This window comes from Flaviaestuariibacter terrae (genome assembly GCF_054777635.1).
The window spans coordinates 166,156-182,115 of sequence record NZ_BAAHAL010000022.1 but is presented as its reverse complement, the minus strand read 5'-3'; the positions used below and the strand labels follow the sequence as shown (position 1 = coordinate 182,115).

The following is a 15,960-nucleotide window of genomic DNA, read 5'->3' as shown; positions in this document are numbered from 1 at the left end:
TCAGCGGAGTCGGTCCATGCTCCGGATCAGCTTCTGGTCGCGCACAACACCGCGGATGGCCAGGAAGAAAGAGACCGGGATTACAAAATAAAAGATGCTGGATAGCGCCATGGTGCCGCCGGCAAAGCCCGTAAGCTTTACGAAATAAAGGGCGAGCAGGAGCAGCGACAGCAGGAGGCCGAAGATGCAGAAGCGCAGCTGCAGCTTGCGGTTGCCGTACAGGAAGATCGTAACGAAGGCAAGGCCGCAGAGCAGCGCCGTCAGGATCGTATACAGCAGGCTTGTTTGTGCGGTCAGCTCGAGGTGCATCGGCGGAACGACGCTTGTCCACTTCGGATCGCGGTACTCACCGGAGTAAAACGGAAAGCGAAAGGTTGTGGCGGCGAAAGCAGCAGCCAGCAGCAGCCATACACTTTGAATACGTTGTAGCATAGAAATAATTAGTTTATTGGTTGACGGACCCATCGGCTGCAGCCGGGACGACAACGAGTATTGTCAGCCCCGGGACAAATCCTTTCAAAACCCTTCAAAACCTATCAAAACCTTTCAAAACCTGTACACTTAAAGACCCGGGTACAAGGGGAAAGCTCCCATCAGTTCCTTCACCTCTACTGCCGTCTTCGCAACCATGGCCGCGTCATCGATATGCATCAGCACATTATCGATCAGCGAAACGACGGACTCCATGTGCTCTTCCTTCATACCACGCGTAGTGATCGCGGGCACACCGATGCGGATGCCGGAGGTAACGAAGGGGCTTTTGTCGTCGTAGGGAACGGCGTTCTTGTTGAGGGTGATATGGGCGCGGTCGAGGGTCTCCTGCGCTTTCTTTCCGGTGATGTTCTTGTTGCGCAGGTCGATCAGCATCAGGTGGTTGTCGGTGCCGCCCGAGGTGATCTGGTAGTCGCGCGCCACGAGGGCCTTTGCCATCGCCTGTGCGTTGCGCTGCACCTGCTGCGCGTAGGCCGTGAAGTCGTCCGACAGGATCTCGCCAAAGGCTACGGCCTTGCCGGCGATGACATGCTCCAGCGGGCCGCCCTGCGAGCCGGGGAAGACGGCCATATCCAGCACGTGCGACATGGCGCGGATGTTACCCTTCGGGTCTTTGATACCAAAGGGATTATCGAAATCCTTGCCCATCAGGATAATGCCGCCGCGGGGTCCGCGGAGCGTCTTGTGGGTGGTGGATGTAACAAAGTGGCAATGCTCGAAGGGCGAAGCCAGGAGGCCTTTTGCGATGAGACCGGCGGGGTGCGCGATGTCGGCCATCACGAAAGCGCCTACTTCGTCGGCCACGGCGCGGATGCGCGCATAGTCCCAGTCGCGGCTGTATGCCGAGGCGCCGCAGATGATCAGTTTCGGCTTCTCGCGACGGGCCACTTCTTCGAGCTGCTCGTAGTTGACGAGGCCGCTCTCTTTATGCACACCGTAGAAATGCGGTTCATAGAGCTTTCCGCTGAAGTTGACCGGCGAGCCGTGTGTCAGGTGGCCACCCATGCTCAGGTCGAGACCGAGGATCTTGTCGCCCGGCTTGAGGATGGCGAGCATCAGGGCGGCATTGGCCTGCGCGCCGCTGTGCGGCTGCACGTTGGCGTATTCGGTGCCGAACACCTGCTTGATGCGGTCGATGGCAAGCTGCTCCACCTCGTCGACAAATTCGCAGCCACCATAGTAGCGGCGGCCCGGGTATCCTTCGGCGTACTTGTTGGTCAGCACGGAGCCCATGGCCTGCATCACGGCAGGCGATGTGAAGTTTTCGGAGGCGATCAGCTCGATGCCCTGGCGCTGGCGCTCCAGCTCTTTGCGGATGATATCAAATACGGCGGCGTCTTGTTGCATAAGGGTTGTATTGGTAACGATGCGGGCAAAATTAAGCCCCCTCGCCATAGGCGAGGCAAATTGCCCGGTAAATTCAGCTAATTTTGCCGGCTCGTTCATAATTTAGCCCAACGCCATGGCGTTAGGTTCCTGGTGGTGCAGCGAAAGGCAGGTGCAGAAAGACCATCCAAACAAAACCGAATGAAAGCGATCATACCCGTGGCCGGTGCAGGTACCAAACTCCGGCCGCATACTTATACACAACCCAAAGCTCTCATACCGCTGGCCGGCAAAACGGTCTTGAGCATAATCGTGGACCAGCTCCGCAACGCCGGGATCAACGAGTTCATCTTCGTGGTGGGCTACCTTGGCGAGAAGATCCAGGACTACGTTCGCTACAATTACCTCAACATCACCGCGCACTTCGTGCAACAGAACGACCGGCAGGGCATCGGCCATGCGCTGCAGCTCTGTGCCGACATCGTGAAGGACGACGAGATGCTGGTAGTGCTTGGCGACACGCTTTGCGAATACGATATCGACTCCGTGCTCCGTAGCGAGCATTCGCTCCTCGGCGTCAAGAAGGTCGACGATCCGCGCTCCTTCGGTGTGGCGGAGATCGATCCCGACGGCAACGTGACCCACGTGGTGGAGAAGCCGCAGATCCCGAAATCGAATATGGCACTTGTGGGGATTTACAAGATCCGCGAGAGCGCCCTCCTCTTCGAGTGCCTTGCCTCCAATATGGCGCAGGATCTCCGCACGCACGGCGAGTTCGGCATCACCGATGCCATCGACTGCATGATCCGCAAGGGCGCCGGCTTCCGGGCCTTCAAGGTCGACTCCTGGTTCGATGCGGGCAAGCGCGAAACACTGCTCGAGTCCAACTCCACGCTGCTCAAGAAATTCGGCGGCTCCATGATGTCAAGCCAGGCCTATGAGAACACCGTGATCATCCAGCCCGTGCGCATCGGCAAGGGCTGCGATATCCGCAACTCCATCATCGGCCCCAACGTCACCATCGGCGACCAGACCACCGTCGACTCCTCCATCATCAAGAACTCCATCATCGGCTCCTACTCCAACCTCTTCGACATCGTACTCGACTACTCCATCATCGGCTCCGACACCGGCATCCGCGGCGAAACCCGCACGCTCAACATCGGCGACAATACGGATATAGATTTAGGATAAAGACGAGAACAACAGAACAGCAGAACAAGGAACAAGGAAGGCTGAATAAAGAAGGGATGGCTGAATGAATTCCTTGTTCTTTCTTCCTTGTTCCTTGTTCATCTGTTCTAACAAAAAGCCCCGCCAACCGGCGGGGCTTTTTGTTATCAGAGCTTAACGATCTGTTTTTGTACCGTTTGCTGTGTGCGCGGGTTGATGACCTGCAACACATACACACCCGGTGTCAGTCCCGTGAGGTCCATCGTATAGCTGCTGCCCGTGAAGGTAGCCGGCTTCGTAATGGCCTGGCCGTACTGCGTAATGAGCTGCACGGTGAAGGGACCTTCGTCCGTGCCGCGGTAGCTCACCGTCACCCGGCTCGTCGCCGGGTTCGGGCCAACAACCACCTGGTCGGCGATACGGGCCGTCACATCGCTGCCGCTATGGTCGCCGGCCTGCGTGGCGCAATCAGCAACCATCAGCACAAAGGCGTAGGGCGTGCCGGCGCACTTGCTGGCCATGGGCGTTACCGTTACCGTGGCAGTGCTCGCGTTGCCGGCAAGCGGATTGGCTGCAGTGAAGGCCGGGATACCGCCGCTGCCGCGGCTGCCCAGGCCGATCGCCGTGTTGCTGTTGGTCCACGTGTAGGAAGTACCGGGCGTTGTGCTCGTGAAGGTCACGGGCGTTGTGAGTACGCCGCGGCAATAGGGAGCCACCGATACCGGGTCAACCACCGGGCGCGGGTATACGGTGTAGCGGAACGCCAGCGGGCTGGAGTTACAGGTGCTGCTGCCATCGCCCAGCGCCATTACGTTGACCTGTGCGGTCACAACCGTCGAGCCGTTGTTGACGGCCGTGAAGGACGGAATCGCGCCGTTGCCCGAGGCTGGCAGGCCAACAGAGGGGTTGAGGTTTACCCACGAGTAGCCGATGGCGTTACCGGTTGGTTGCACGAGCGTTGTTGCATTGCCTGCGCAGACGGCCTGGTTGGAGATGCCGCCCGTAATGGTAGCCGCCGGGAGGATCGTGATCGAAGTGGTAGCTACGCCACCGCAGCCGCCGGCCGCACCCGTGATCGTATACGTTACCGTGTAGGTGCCCGGTGTAGAGGCTGCCAGGTTGATCTCGCCGGTGGCGGTGCTGTAGAATACAATACCGGCCGGTGCGGCGTATACCCCCCCGCGGGTGCCGGTGAGCTGCGGGGCAGCCGGCCCGGCCTGGCAATAAGGCGTATTGGGATAAGCGATCGTGGCCGAAGCCTTGTTGACCGTGATGCTGAACGAAGACGAAGCTCCGGCGCAGCCACCCAGGTAGGGCGTCACCGTGAAGTTGGCCGTAAGGGTGGACTGGGCGCTGTTGTTCAGGGCCACGAACGACGGGATGGTACCGGCGCCCTGCGCCACCATGCCGATGGCCGGCGTCGTGTTGGTCCAGTTGTACGTGGTTCCGGAGAGCGCGCCGCTGAAGGTAATGGCCGTTGTCGGCGTACCCGCGCAGAGGCTTTGGTTACCGACGGCGTTGACGGTGGGCTTGGGCTGCACGAAAATCCGGAAGATGATCTTGTGCACCTCGCAGCCGGCTTGCTGCAGGTTGGGCCATACGGCGATGTCAGTATAGACGTTGCCGGTTGTTGCGTTGACGGCGGTAAACGATGGCAGCTGGGTGCCGGTGCCGGAAGTCTGCGCGAGGCCGACCGCCGGGTTGCTGGAGGTCCAGTTGTACGTAGTACCGGCAGGGAAGTTACCCGTGAAGGCGATGGGGCCTACTACAGAACCTGCGCAGACGCTCGGGTTAATGAGCTGGTCGGCAACGAGTGCTCCTACATAAACGGTAGTGCCGGTAGTGACAACAGTTGCGCAAGTGCCGTTGCTCACGGCGGTGATGGTATAGGTCGTGTTGACGTTCAGCGCCCCTGTGGGGAAGCTGGCGGCACCACTGCCATCAAGTGTATAGGTTGTCGCGGCGCCGCCGTTCGTGCTGACGCTCACTGTTCCCAGGGCCGGGCCACCACTGATGCGGATCATCGTGGCCGAGCCGGTTGTGCAGAGAATGTTGTTATCAGCACTGATGCTCGCCGTAAAGGGACCGACAGCGTTGAGTACCGCGGAGCCCGACATCGAGCGGGAGCATCCCGAAGCGTTGCTGGCCACGACCGTATAGGTGCCCGAAGGTTGTGCGCCGAAGCTCAGTGAAGCACCGGTGCCCGCAACAGGAGCACCCTGGTTGACGCCGTCTTTCAGCAGCTGGTAGCTGGCACCTGCTTCGGAATTCGACAGGCTGACGATGCTGCCGATGCCGTCGCAGTAGGTAGCCGAGCCCTGCACGGTGTAAACAGCCGGGTAGCTGTTCACCGTGAGCAGCACGCTGTTGGAGTTGGCCGAGGAGCAACCGCCACCACTCGTAACAACAGCCCGTACATAGAGCGATTGTGTAAGGGCCCCGATCTCGGCGCCGGTCAGCGTTGCCGCCGACGAGCCGTAGGTCGTGAGGTTCTGCGTAAAGGCCGCATCCGTAGCCGACTGCCATACGATCGTGCCGGTGGAGCCACTGAGCGTGAGGTTTGCCGCGCTGCCGCCCGAGCAGATGCTTTGGGCTGACGACAGTGTGCCGCCGGCCGATGCCGCATACACCGTAACGGCAACCGGGCTTGCCGCAGCAACGATCGGGCTGCAGGGAGCCGTACCGCCTTCGGCGCGGAGGTAGTAGCTCGTGGTCGCCGTCGGCGATACCGTGAGCTGCGCGTTGGCCGAGGTCAGCTGGCCACCCACGGTTTGCGTGAAGGAAGCATCCTGATACCACTGCCAGTAAGCACCCTGGCCCAGCGTGCCGCCGGTTTGGGTGAGGATGACGTTGGTGCCGGGGCAGAGAGTTCCTGCAGCAGACTTGTTGAGCGTGCTCGGAGCAACGGAAGGCGTTACCGTAGTAATCGTCACCTGGTTGCTGCTGGTACAGGTGGATCCAGCAACGGAAGCCGTTACTGTATACGTGAAGGTTCCGGTTGTCGCAGGGGTTACACTGATGCTGGCGTTGCTGGCAGTGGCTGCCTGTTGAGCCAAGCTCAGTCCCGAACCCGTTGCCGACGACCAGGCATACTGCGCAACCGGTGTAGCGATCACCGAGATATTGTCCACGGCCCAGAAATAGTCCCAGGTAGCGTCATAGCGGAAACGGATCCGCACATTCGGCATTCCGAGAGCAGCTTCGGGGAGCGCCGCGCTGATGTTTACAGCAGTGGGAAGCGTTGTGGATGCATTTGCCGTCGACGCGGTGTATTGCTGCACTGTCGCCCAGGTTGTACCGTTGTCGGTGCTGTATTCAACGCCGGTGAATACCTCGGAGGCGGCGCGGAAGAAGTGTGTGAAGTTGACGACCCCGGCGCTGTAGCCTACCGTGCTGAACGATGTGGACACAAGGCGCGTATTGGTCTTGCTGCCGCTTCCTGCCGAATCGCTGTTGGCAAGCATGAAGGGCGTGTTGTCGAGGGTCGCGTTTGTCAGCGTTGTTTTATACGAGTACAGTGCCGGGCGGCGGATCCAGCTCGTTCCGGTATTGTTGACCGAGCTGTCTACGACGGTAAAGTTGTAGGGACCGCTGCCATTGAAGTTCTCGCTCAGAAGCGTAATGCCGGGCGTCGAATTGCCGACTGTAGACGCCGCCGAGAGGCTGACTGCGCTGCCGAGGCAAACGAGCGTGCTGGCGGAGGGCGTGATTGTAATGGCGCCGGGGAACGGTGCCAGTGTCACGGTCGTGCTGGCCGATGTCGCGACGCAGCCGGTGCTTCCGTCGGTAACCCGGAGGCTATAAGTGCCGGAGGCAGATGCCGTATACGAAGACGTCGTTGCACCGCCGATATTGCTTCCATTGAGCAGCCATTGGTAGCCCGCGCTGGCAGCATTGCTGCTCGAGCCGAGCGCCAGCGATGTGGCACACACGGTTTGTGTTCCGCCCGGTGTAACCGTTACCACCGGCAGCGCTGTTGCTGTTACTGTTACCTGGCTCGAAGTCATCGTACCACAGGCATCGGTAACACTAACTGTGTACGTAGTGGTAGTGCCCGGGCTCACCGAAACGCTGGCCGTAGTGCCGATGCTGTTATTCGACGCATCTTTCCAGCTATAGGTATAAGGCTGGCCGCCACCGGTTGCCGTTACATTGAGCGTGGTGGTTGTACCCGAACAGATTGCAGACGCTGTTGCGCTTGCCGTTGCCGACAGGGCACCACCGACGGTAATGGTAATCGGCGTTGCCGATACAGCGCAACCCGAAGCAGTATGGGTATATACCGCCGTGTAGGTGGTTGTGGCCGATGGTGTAACCGAGACCTGGGCGGCTGTGCCTACCGTGCTGCTGCCGTCGCTCCAGCTGGCAGTAAGCCCGCTGTTGCTCGAAACACCGGTGCCGGCAAACTCGACGTTGGGACGCGACTTGCTCAGCGTCGCCGTCGGGCTGGAAGTCCAGAACGATGTGTTGTTTGTTGTCGTGTAAGCGTAGGCCACCGAGTTGAAGGCCGTCGTCGTATAATAAGTCAACGCATTGTACAGGCCATCATTACCCGTACCGCGGATGTCGACAATGATATTATCTGTTCCGTTCCATACAAAGGGCGTCAGCGTAAACGCGTTGTCGCCACTTTGCTGGGTGAACGACCCGTTGAATACCGTGCTGAGGCCGCTGGTTACAAAGTCAGTCAGGACGCTGTTGCTGGTAGCCCCCATGCGGATCGTCCAGCCGGAAGGTGTACCCGATGCAACGTCATTGAGCTTGAACGTAAGCTTCGTGATGGGACCTGCGCGGAGTCCAAGCGCCTGCAGTTCAGCAGCGGTGAAAAGGAACTGTTGCCAGTCCTGGTAGTTATAATATCCGAACAGTGTCGGGTAGCCCGAGCTGCTGCTGTTATAGGTCGTGGCGGTACCCGCAGCAGCGGCAACGTTCGGCGCAAGAACCGACGAAGTAAGCGTGGCGCTGTTGCCGGGGCACAGGCTGCCGACACTGCTGCTGGCGATAACGCTGATACCGTAGTTGGGCTCGTCACTGTACGACGAACCGTTTCGCTGCACGGTGAACGATCCGTCGTTAACACGTACATAATAGCTTACCGACGCATTTGCGGGTGCGGCAGCTGCAGGGATATCAGCTGTCCAGTTGTTGCCACCGCCGTTCGTCATGCTGATGGTCGTCGCCGACCCGCCGTTGTAGGCATACGTCAGCGTAACCATGCCCGCAGTGATCGGCGTACCGCCTGCAGTCACCACAGCGCTTACCGTATGACTGACGGCGGCACATTGGTTCCCGGCAGGCGTGTGGCCGTTGAGCGTAACCAAAGGCACAGCAGAAATACCCGCGAACTCATAGGCTCCGATGTCGGGCGTGCTGCTGTTACGCGTCGTCCCGGCAAAGTCGGTCGTGATACCGCTGACGGGAGTCGCCTGGCCTTCCAGGGCCGAAGGCAGTGCTGCATTCGGGCTCAGGTCCGGTACGGCAGCCGTCGGGTTGTTGAAATTCGGGTCGGCCGAGTAGGAGCTCAGGTCCAGGCCCGGGCCATTGCCCGAGGCATAAGTCGTGGTCTTCCAGGCAGTCAGGCTCGTTACATCCGTGGAGTTGTAGCGACCGAGAAAGCCGCTGGCCGTGTAGTACACGTTGTTGTTCAGTGTCAGGCCGCTCGGTGACGCCGTCGTTCCACCTACGTTGAGCACATAGTGCTTTCCGCCGGTAGTAGCGTTGCTGCGAGCATTCTGGAACGCGTTATTCTGTATGACGCGTGAGCCCGTATTCGTGCTGTAAAAGGCATAGGTGCTGCTTGTAGCCGTGCCCGCGCCGCTGCCGCCGATATAGATGCTGTTGTAATACCAATTGTTGGTACCCGATGTTTCGAGCACACCGTTGATGGTATTGGCGAGCGTCTGGTTGACGAGGCCGAGGCGGATGACGTTGTTGTCGAAAGTTGTGGCACCGGCGTTTACCTGGATGCCGTTCAGCACAGAGGAAGTGCTCGTACCGGTCACACCGAGGCTGTACACCAGGTTGCGCGATACGTTGTTCACACCCGTCGTGCTGCCGGTGAGGCTGATACCGGTTACCGTTACTCCGGAGTTGGAGCTGTTCGTGAGATTATAGATCGTGTTGGCATTGATGCTCTGGCCGGTTGCGCCGCTGCTCATGCTGATACCGATCAGCGAGGCGCTGCCTGTCGTGGATGTATTGGTCGCGCTGCTGGACAGGTTGCGGATCGTGTTGCCGTTGCCGGCGGCACCGATCGTGTTGGCACCAGCCGTTACGCTGATACCGGTTACCTGGGCAGAGGAGCTTGTGCTGGTCGACATGAGGTAGCCGATGCTGTTGCCGCTGATCGAGAACGTTCCTGCGTTCGACTTTGCGATACCGTTGACGGCACTGTTTGTGCTGTTGGTCAGGGGGGCAGCGGCCGTGCCGATCGTGTTGCCGCTGATGACGTTCGTACCGGTCATGGTTGTGACCGAGAATACATTGATACCCGTGAGCTGGCTGGTATTCGAACCCGACACGGCGATACCGGCAACGGTGTTCCCGATGATCGACAGGTTTTGGCCGGTCGTCGAAGTTCCGTTGAGGGCCACGAGGCCACTGAAGCCACCCGCCGACCCACCGCTGAAGGCAATAGAGCCCGCCGTGCTGGCACTACCGATCGTGTTGTTGCTGATCGTAGCCTGGCCCGCATGGACCCCGATGCCGTAGTTGAGTGTGGTGGTTGTGTTGGCCGTTGTGATGCTGATATTCTGTACCGTATTATTACTGATCGTGCTGGTACCCGTAGAGCCCGGGAAGAGACGCATGCCCGAGAAGGCATAAGCGCCTGCGCCGCTCAGCGTAAGGGCAGAGCCGCCGGCAGCTGCCTGCGTACCACCGATGTAGTTGCCGGTGATCGTCAGGGTCGGGCCATCCCCGCCATCCTGGTTGATGGCGTGAACACCGGTTACGGCGTTCGCGTAGCTGCGGGCCACGGTCTGGTAAAAACTGTTGCCGCTGATGGTCCAGCTGCCGCCTGCCGTTACCGAGTTACCGCCGCCGATCTGGATACCGGTGTTGCGGATAGATGCGACGTCGCTGTAATAGTTGTAGATGTTGTTGTTGCTGATCGTGATAGACTTGTTGTCGGCAGGAGCCGCCGAGCCCGACGCGTAGACCCCGTTGGGCGAGGTGCCATTGCCGTCGATGTTGTTGTAGCTGATCACGTTGTTGTTGTTGCCGTTGCTGGTGGTTGCGCCGGCAGCAGAGGTGATGCGAACGACACCGTTGCTGGCCGACGTGTTGGCCGCCTTCAGGGTTGTGTAGGTGATGGTATTGTTCTGCGCGTCGTTGAAGAGACGAACCGCAGCACCATCACCCGTGTTGCTGATCGTCAGGTACGAGGTCGTGCCGGTGCTTCCGGGACGGCCATCGATGCTGTAATATTTTGCACCCGAGAAATCGATCAGGGGGCTGCTGCTCGAGCCGCTGAGCGTGAGCATAGACGATACCGCATCATCCGGGCGGATGCTGATCGTATTCGTGGCGCTGGCGCCGCTGTTGGCATAGAATACAACAGGATAGGTATCGCCGGCGCCGTTGTAGTCGGCGTTCAGCTTGACTACCGTTGGCTGGCTTACCGGGCAGCCATTGAGCAGCAGGGCGGCATCCGACAGCCGGGCAAAGTCAGCACCCGAGGCACCTACCGTTACCACGCTGTTGATCGTGGTACAGCCGGAGGTCGACTGCGAGCCCATGAGAGCCGCGCCGAACACAGGGCCGTTGAGGCAGCTCGTGTTGTTGTACGGGTAGATATAGAAGTCGTAAGCCGTGCTGGGCGACAGTCCGGTGGCGGTAAAGCTGGTGCCGGTCAGAACGTGCGTGATAACGCCTGTACCGAGGCTTTGACCAACCGTGTAGGAAGTCGCATTGCTGGGTGCTACTTCGGCAGCGCCGGCTGGATAGCGTACCACCATGTAGCCGCTTGGGGCGGTTGCCGCCGCCGTGAAGGAACCGTTGATGGTGCCGGGGCCCGTTGTCGGGAAGGTCAGCGCCGTAGGAGCCGTCGGTGTGGCACACGGAGCCTGCACGGATATTTCGTCCACGTACAGGTAGAACTGGTTGGCAGCCGAATAGGCATTGAAACCGATGTAATACACCGCCGACACCGAAGGAGTGAACGTTACCGCATCGCTGCCAACAGTAGCACTGTTGATGGTCGGGTAATCTTTGATCAGGTTCGTCATTGATGCCGATGTAGCCGAAGTGCCGTAGTACACTTTCATCTTCTCTGTGTACGTAGCGTTATTATTTCCGTACTTGAAGCTGAGGCGATAGGTGGTACCGGCTGTCAGTTGTAAGCCTGGCGTATACCACCATGCGTTGGCCGCGTTCGAACTATTGTAGGGGTAGTACAAAACATTTCCGGTGTACCCGGTAGCCGAGGTAACCGACCAGTTGTTGCCGCTACCGGCATTCTGGGTACTGCTGCAACTGGGTACCGACGAAGCGACGTCGAAATTCTCCGAGTAAGGCACGGTGAAAACGGGGCACACGGAAATAGTGTTGCTGCTCGCAGAAGCGCAGGCGCTGTTTACGGCACGCACGCGGTAATACAACTGCACGTTGGTGTTGCCCGCGTTGTTTACCACAACGCTGGTAACATTGCCAACGTTGCTGCTGTTATAACCACTGATAAAGCTGCTGAAACTGCTCGAGGTCGAGACGTCGAGCTGGTAGCTGACGGCACCTGTGACGGCAGTCCAGTTGGCGGTAAATCCTGAAGCGGTCGTATTTGTGGCCGCATTGGCGGCCGGTGCCGTGGGACAGGTCGTGAAGCTGGCGCTCAGCGGCGCTGCCGTATTGTAGGCGATCCCGGCGCAAGCGGTATTGTTATACGAATAGATATAAAACGTGTAGATGCTGTTCGCGGTCAGCGAGCTGGTTGTGAAGCTGAGGCTGCTGCCCGAGCTCACAACCGTACCCGTGCCGAGCGTCGCTGCGGCGGCATACGTGCTGCCGTCGGCCGGTGCCGTCGGCGTGGAGCCGTTGGGATAGCGTACAACGAGGTAACCCGAGGCACCGCCCACCGCAGCTGTGAAGCTGCCATTGAGCGACGTAGCTGTTGACGCGGTATTCAGCAGGTTGCTCGGCCCGTTGGCAGGCGCCACGCAGGGCGTCAGTGTGGCAAAGGCGAGATACGCATTGGCTGTCAGGGTCGCAGCGGCAATACCGGCGTTCGTAGTCACCGTGCCGCTGGCAAACGACGTGGTTAGTCCGCTGATGGCATCGTAGACACCTGCGGCGCTGGAAGCCTGTACCAGCGACTGGCTGGCCGACGTGATGGCAGCATCCGATACGCGAACCCGGCTTGAGGTCAGGTTGGCAAAGCCACTCGTAGTAGCTACCTCCCAACGGTTGCCGGAAAGACCGCTCACCCCGTTGGCCGTAGTGCCACTATTGCCGGTAAAGCCTTCTGCACGAAGCACAACGGCACCGGTCGTTGTAGGGTCAAGATAGATCGTAGTGAGCACGCTGCCCTTACCTACCGGGAACATCGTCGTGGCATCGTAGGTGCCCGTGGCGCTGCGGGTAGCGAACGTACGCGCAAAGGGACCAACGATCATGTTGGTCGCTGAAGGCGTTGCGCTCAGCGTACCGGCGGCGCTGGCTGTGCCGAGTGTCAGCAGGTTCGTGCTGCTTGTATTGATGAGACCGCTGGTCATCGTCAGTGTGCCGCTCACGGAGAGCGGAACGTTCAGCGTGATGCCCGAGGCGTTGCTGTTATTCGTAGTCAGACCGGCAAGGTTGGCGCTCGGGGACGTCGTTGCATTTCGGAAGATACCGGTGCCACCGATTGTCTGCGCATTGGTAGCCGCCGAAAGAGTCAGGTTGCTGCCGTCGAGGAAGCTCGAGGCGCCGATATAGAGCAGTCCTGTAGAAGTAAGGGTACCATTATTGACCACGCTACCCTTGACATAGCTATTTGTTACGGCCCATTCACTGTTGGGATTGATGGTAAGATCGCCGACAACAGGAAGGTTGTAGAGGCTTGCAACAAGGCGGTTAGTTCCACCGTTATTGTCTACGACCACATTTCCCAGGGGAAGGCCAGTCGTGTTTGACCAGGTATTAAGATAGAAGCCATTGCTGATTCCACCGGCATCGGTGGATGCGCCATTACCAAAGCGGAAGGTATGACCGGAAGTCACATTCACGCCGCCGGAAACGGGGCCGCTGAGGTACACCGCATACGTAGAGGTGCTCGAGCTTGCATGCGGATCCACGATGGTAATGCGGCCGCCGGTAAGATTCACGCTCGTCAGGGCAGTTGGGTTGAAGGAAAGCAGGTGCGTTCCCGAAGCCACACTGTTGGCCGCAACGCCCGCGGCATTACCGTCGATGGTCACCTCACCACCCGACTGGTTGAACGTCGACGAGGAGGCATTATTGAGGTTACCGTAGATATTCAGGTTGCCGCTCTGGATCGTAAGCGTTCCGTTGTTGGTGAACGTGCGGTTGTTGACTGTGTTGTTGGTCACTCCCAGGCTCACCGTGGCGCCGTTCACCGTAATGGTGCCACTATTGGAAATACCCGAAGCCGAAGCCCCGGTGATGCTTAGCGTACCAGCCGTGGCGCTGATGGCTCCTGTGGAAGCAACATTCAGCGAAAGTGCGGCGGCATTGCCGGTTACCGTCACAGTATGACCAGCCGCGATGTTCACCACGTCGGCAGATGTTGGCACCGTCCCTTTATACCAGGTACTCGCATTGTTCCAGTCGCCGCTTTGTACAGATATGTACGGCACGTCGGAGCTGTTGATGCCCATAAAGAAGGAGCCGCTGGTAAGATCGGCCAGCGAAAGCGTAATGCGCTGGGCATGCGGAAGCACGGTGCCTGTCTGGTTGGCGCCCAGGACGGTGCCGCTGGTTACGAGGCGTGCGTTGGCCGAACTCGGTGCAATGCCGAACGCGCCGGGCGCGGAAGCCGCAAGTTTAAACGATCCAGCCGACGGCGTTGTACCGAAGGTGCTTACTGTCCAGAAGCCGTTGTAGATCTGGTTAACGAGGTAGCCCGCGTCGTTGGCAGAAAACGAAGAAGTACCCGAGCCGCCGGTGTAGGTAACAGCCGTAATGCCTGCAGCCGCAGGCGTAACGCGCTCGATCCAGGCGTGGCGCACGTTAGCACTGGCGCTGGCAGCATCAATAAACGGGAATTGACTTGTGGTTGCCGCAGGTACCGTACCCGCCGCAATAGTTCCGCCGGTTTGACCACCGCTCCAGCTACGGGCGAACGTGCTGCCTGGAAGCATACCACCCGATGTGATCGTCAGGGCAGTGCCCTGGCCGGAAACGGTTCCCCAGCAAAGTGCGTTACCGGTAGCTGTAGTGGCATACCCGTTAAAAATGAGTGTACCTGAAACGCTGGCCCCGCTGAAGCTGGCATAGGTTGGTGCAAATACATTATTGAGCGCCCCAAAGGTGACGCCGCTCGACGAGGTATTGGTGATCGTAATACTGGTGAAGTTGGCCGTAGCTGAAGAAGCCAGGTTCTGAATCGAACCCGTGCCGCTCACGCTGACGCTCTGGGCCGTTGTTTGTGCTACGGCTGTAGTGCCGCTGCTAACGGTGGCAAAGTTGATCGTGCCTTTGGCATACAGGGTAGCGCCGGTTGCCACGCTGATATTGCCGCCGACGATCAGCGTACCTGTATTGGCATCGAATGCATTGGATGTCACAGTCAGGTTGCCGAGGATGGCATTGCTCGCGGTTCCCACCGTCACAAGACGGTTCGTGCCCGTATTGCTGTTGACCACAACGGAGCCTAGATTCAGGCGGCCCGAGCCGGCAAAGAGGTCCCAATAGAAACCGGAGGCAGAAGCGCCGGCACCCGTCGATGAGCCATTGCCGAACTGTGTTGTGTGGCTCGGCGAAGCAAAGAAGTTAACACCCGAAGCCAGGTTGCCATAAATCGAATACGCGCTGGTATTCGTTGCGCTGCCCGCATGTGGGTCCACGATCGTAAGCGTACCTGCCGTGAGGCTGATGGTACCGGAGCTGTAGGAAGTACCTGACGTACCAAACCCCAGGAGCGGACTGCCGCTGGCTACCGAGTTGGCATTGCCCGTAGTACCACTGTTGTCGTTACCGTCGATATTGACGGCGCCGCCCGACTGCTTGAACGACGAGCCCGAAGCATTGGCGATATTGCCATTCACGGCAAGCGTACCGCCCTGCACATCAATCGTACCGCTGTTGTTTACGAAGGCATTGTTGTTGGTACAGCCCACCGTCAGTGTGCTGCCGGTTACCGTAATTGTACCGCCGCTGTTGATCGTCAGCGTACCTGCGTTGGCCACGCCATCTGCGGCGCTTACCGTTACGTTGTGACCGCTGGCGATAACCACATTGGTACCACAAACGGGGACAACACCACCTACCCAGGTGCTGCTTTGGTTCCAGGGACCCGAAGCAGCAGAGGTAGTAACGGCCGACGTCGATTGAGAACCGGAAAGGGCTGTCGAAGTGGTGGCTTCCGACAAGGCAATGACACGCCAGTAATAAGTAGTGCTGTTGCTCAAGCCACTTGCCGCGTACGTGTTTGTGCCCACCGGAACCGTGGTAATGAGGCTGAAGTTGCTATTATCGGTAGAGCGGTAGATGCCGTATCCATAAACAGCGGTCGCGGGCGATGAAGCCGACCAGTTGAGCGTCATCCCGGTCAGCGATACGCTCGAAAACGAAAGACTCGTCGGAGCGGCTACCGATGCGGCGGGTGTGAAGCGGAAATAGCGACGGCTGCCGTTTGTTGCCGAATTCAGATTTGTAATAGCCGAATTCGCAGCATAGGAAGTTGTCGTGTACGAAGTACTGCTCGTATTATAAGTTGGTGTTCCTGTAATTGTAGTTAACTGGCCAATAGAGCCAGCCGTATTACTCGACGAAAAGCCAATAGAGGAAGACACAGAAGCTGATCCGTTATTGAAC

General features: G+C 59.0%; 4 protein-coding genes. 1 reads left to right on the top strand and 3 read right to left on the bottom strand.

Features of this window, described 5'->3' with window-relative positions:
• Both ACYU7Z_RS17515 and ACYU7Z_RS17510 read right to left on the bottom strand, forming a co-directional pair.
• Positions 1–432 (bottom strand): DUF4293 domain-containing protein, encoded by a 432-nt coding sequence (locus ACYU7Z_RS17515; RefSeq protein ID WP_460572858.1) that lies wholly within the window; start codon positions 430–432, stop codon positions 1–3.
• 129 nt (positions 433–561) lie between these two features.
• On the bottom strand, positions 562–1,839 hold the full coding sequence (locus tag ACYU7Z_RS17510; protein WP_460572856.1) for a serine hydroxymethyltransferase: 1,278 nt from the start codon (positions 1,837–1,839) through the stop codon (positions 562–564).
• A gap of 180 nt (positions 1,840–2,019) precedes the next feature.
• On the opposite strand from ACYU7Z_RS17510, the gene ACYU7Z_RS17505 reads away from it, so the two are divergent.
• Positions 2,020–3,012, top strand: a complete 993-nt coding sequence (locus ACYU7Z_RS17505; protein WP_460572854.1) for a sugar phosphate nucleotidyltransferase — start codon at positions 2,020–2,022, stop codon at positions 3,010–3,012.
• A gap of 146 nt (positions 3,013–3,158) precedes the next feature.
• On the opposite strand, the gene ACYU7Z_RS17500 is transcribed toward ACYU7Z_RS17505, so the two are convergent.
• Positions 3,159–15,938 carry a fibronectin type III domain-containing protein gene (locus ACYU7Z_RS17500; RefSeq protein ID WP_460572852.1) on the bottom strand — a complete coding sequence of 4,260 codons (12,780 nt, stop codon included), beginning with the start codon at positions 15,936–15,938 and terminating at the stop codon, positions 3,159–3,161.
• Positions 15,939–15,960: the final 22 nt, after the last annotated feature.

Coding starts and splice junctions, on each gene's coding strand:
- ACYU7Z_RS17505 (WP_460572854.1), top strand. CDS start 2,020: ATGAAAGCGATCATACCCGTGGCCGGTGCAGGTACCAAACTCCGGCCG.
- ACYU7Z_RS17515 (WP_460572858.1), bottom strand. CDS start 432: ATGCTACAACGTATTCAAAGTGTATGGCTGCTGCTGGCTGCTGCTTTC.
- ACYU7Z_RS17510 (WP_460572856.1), bottom strand. CDS start 1,839: ATGCAACAAGACGCCGCCGTATTTGATATCATCCGCAAAGAGCTGGAG.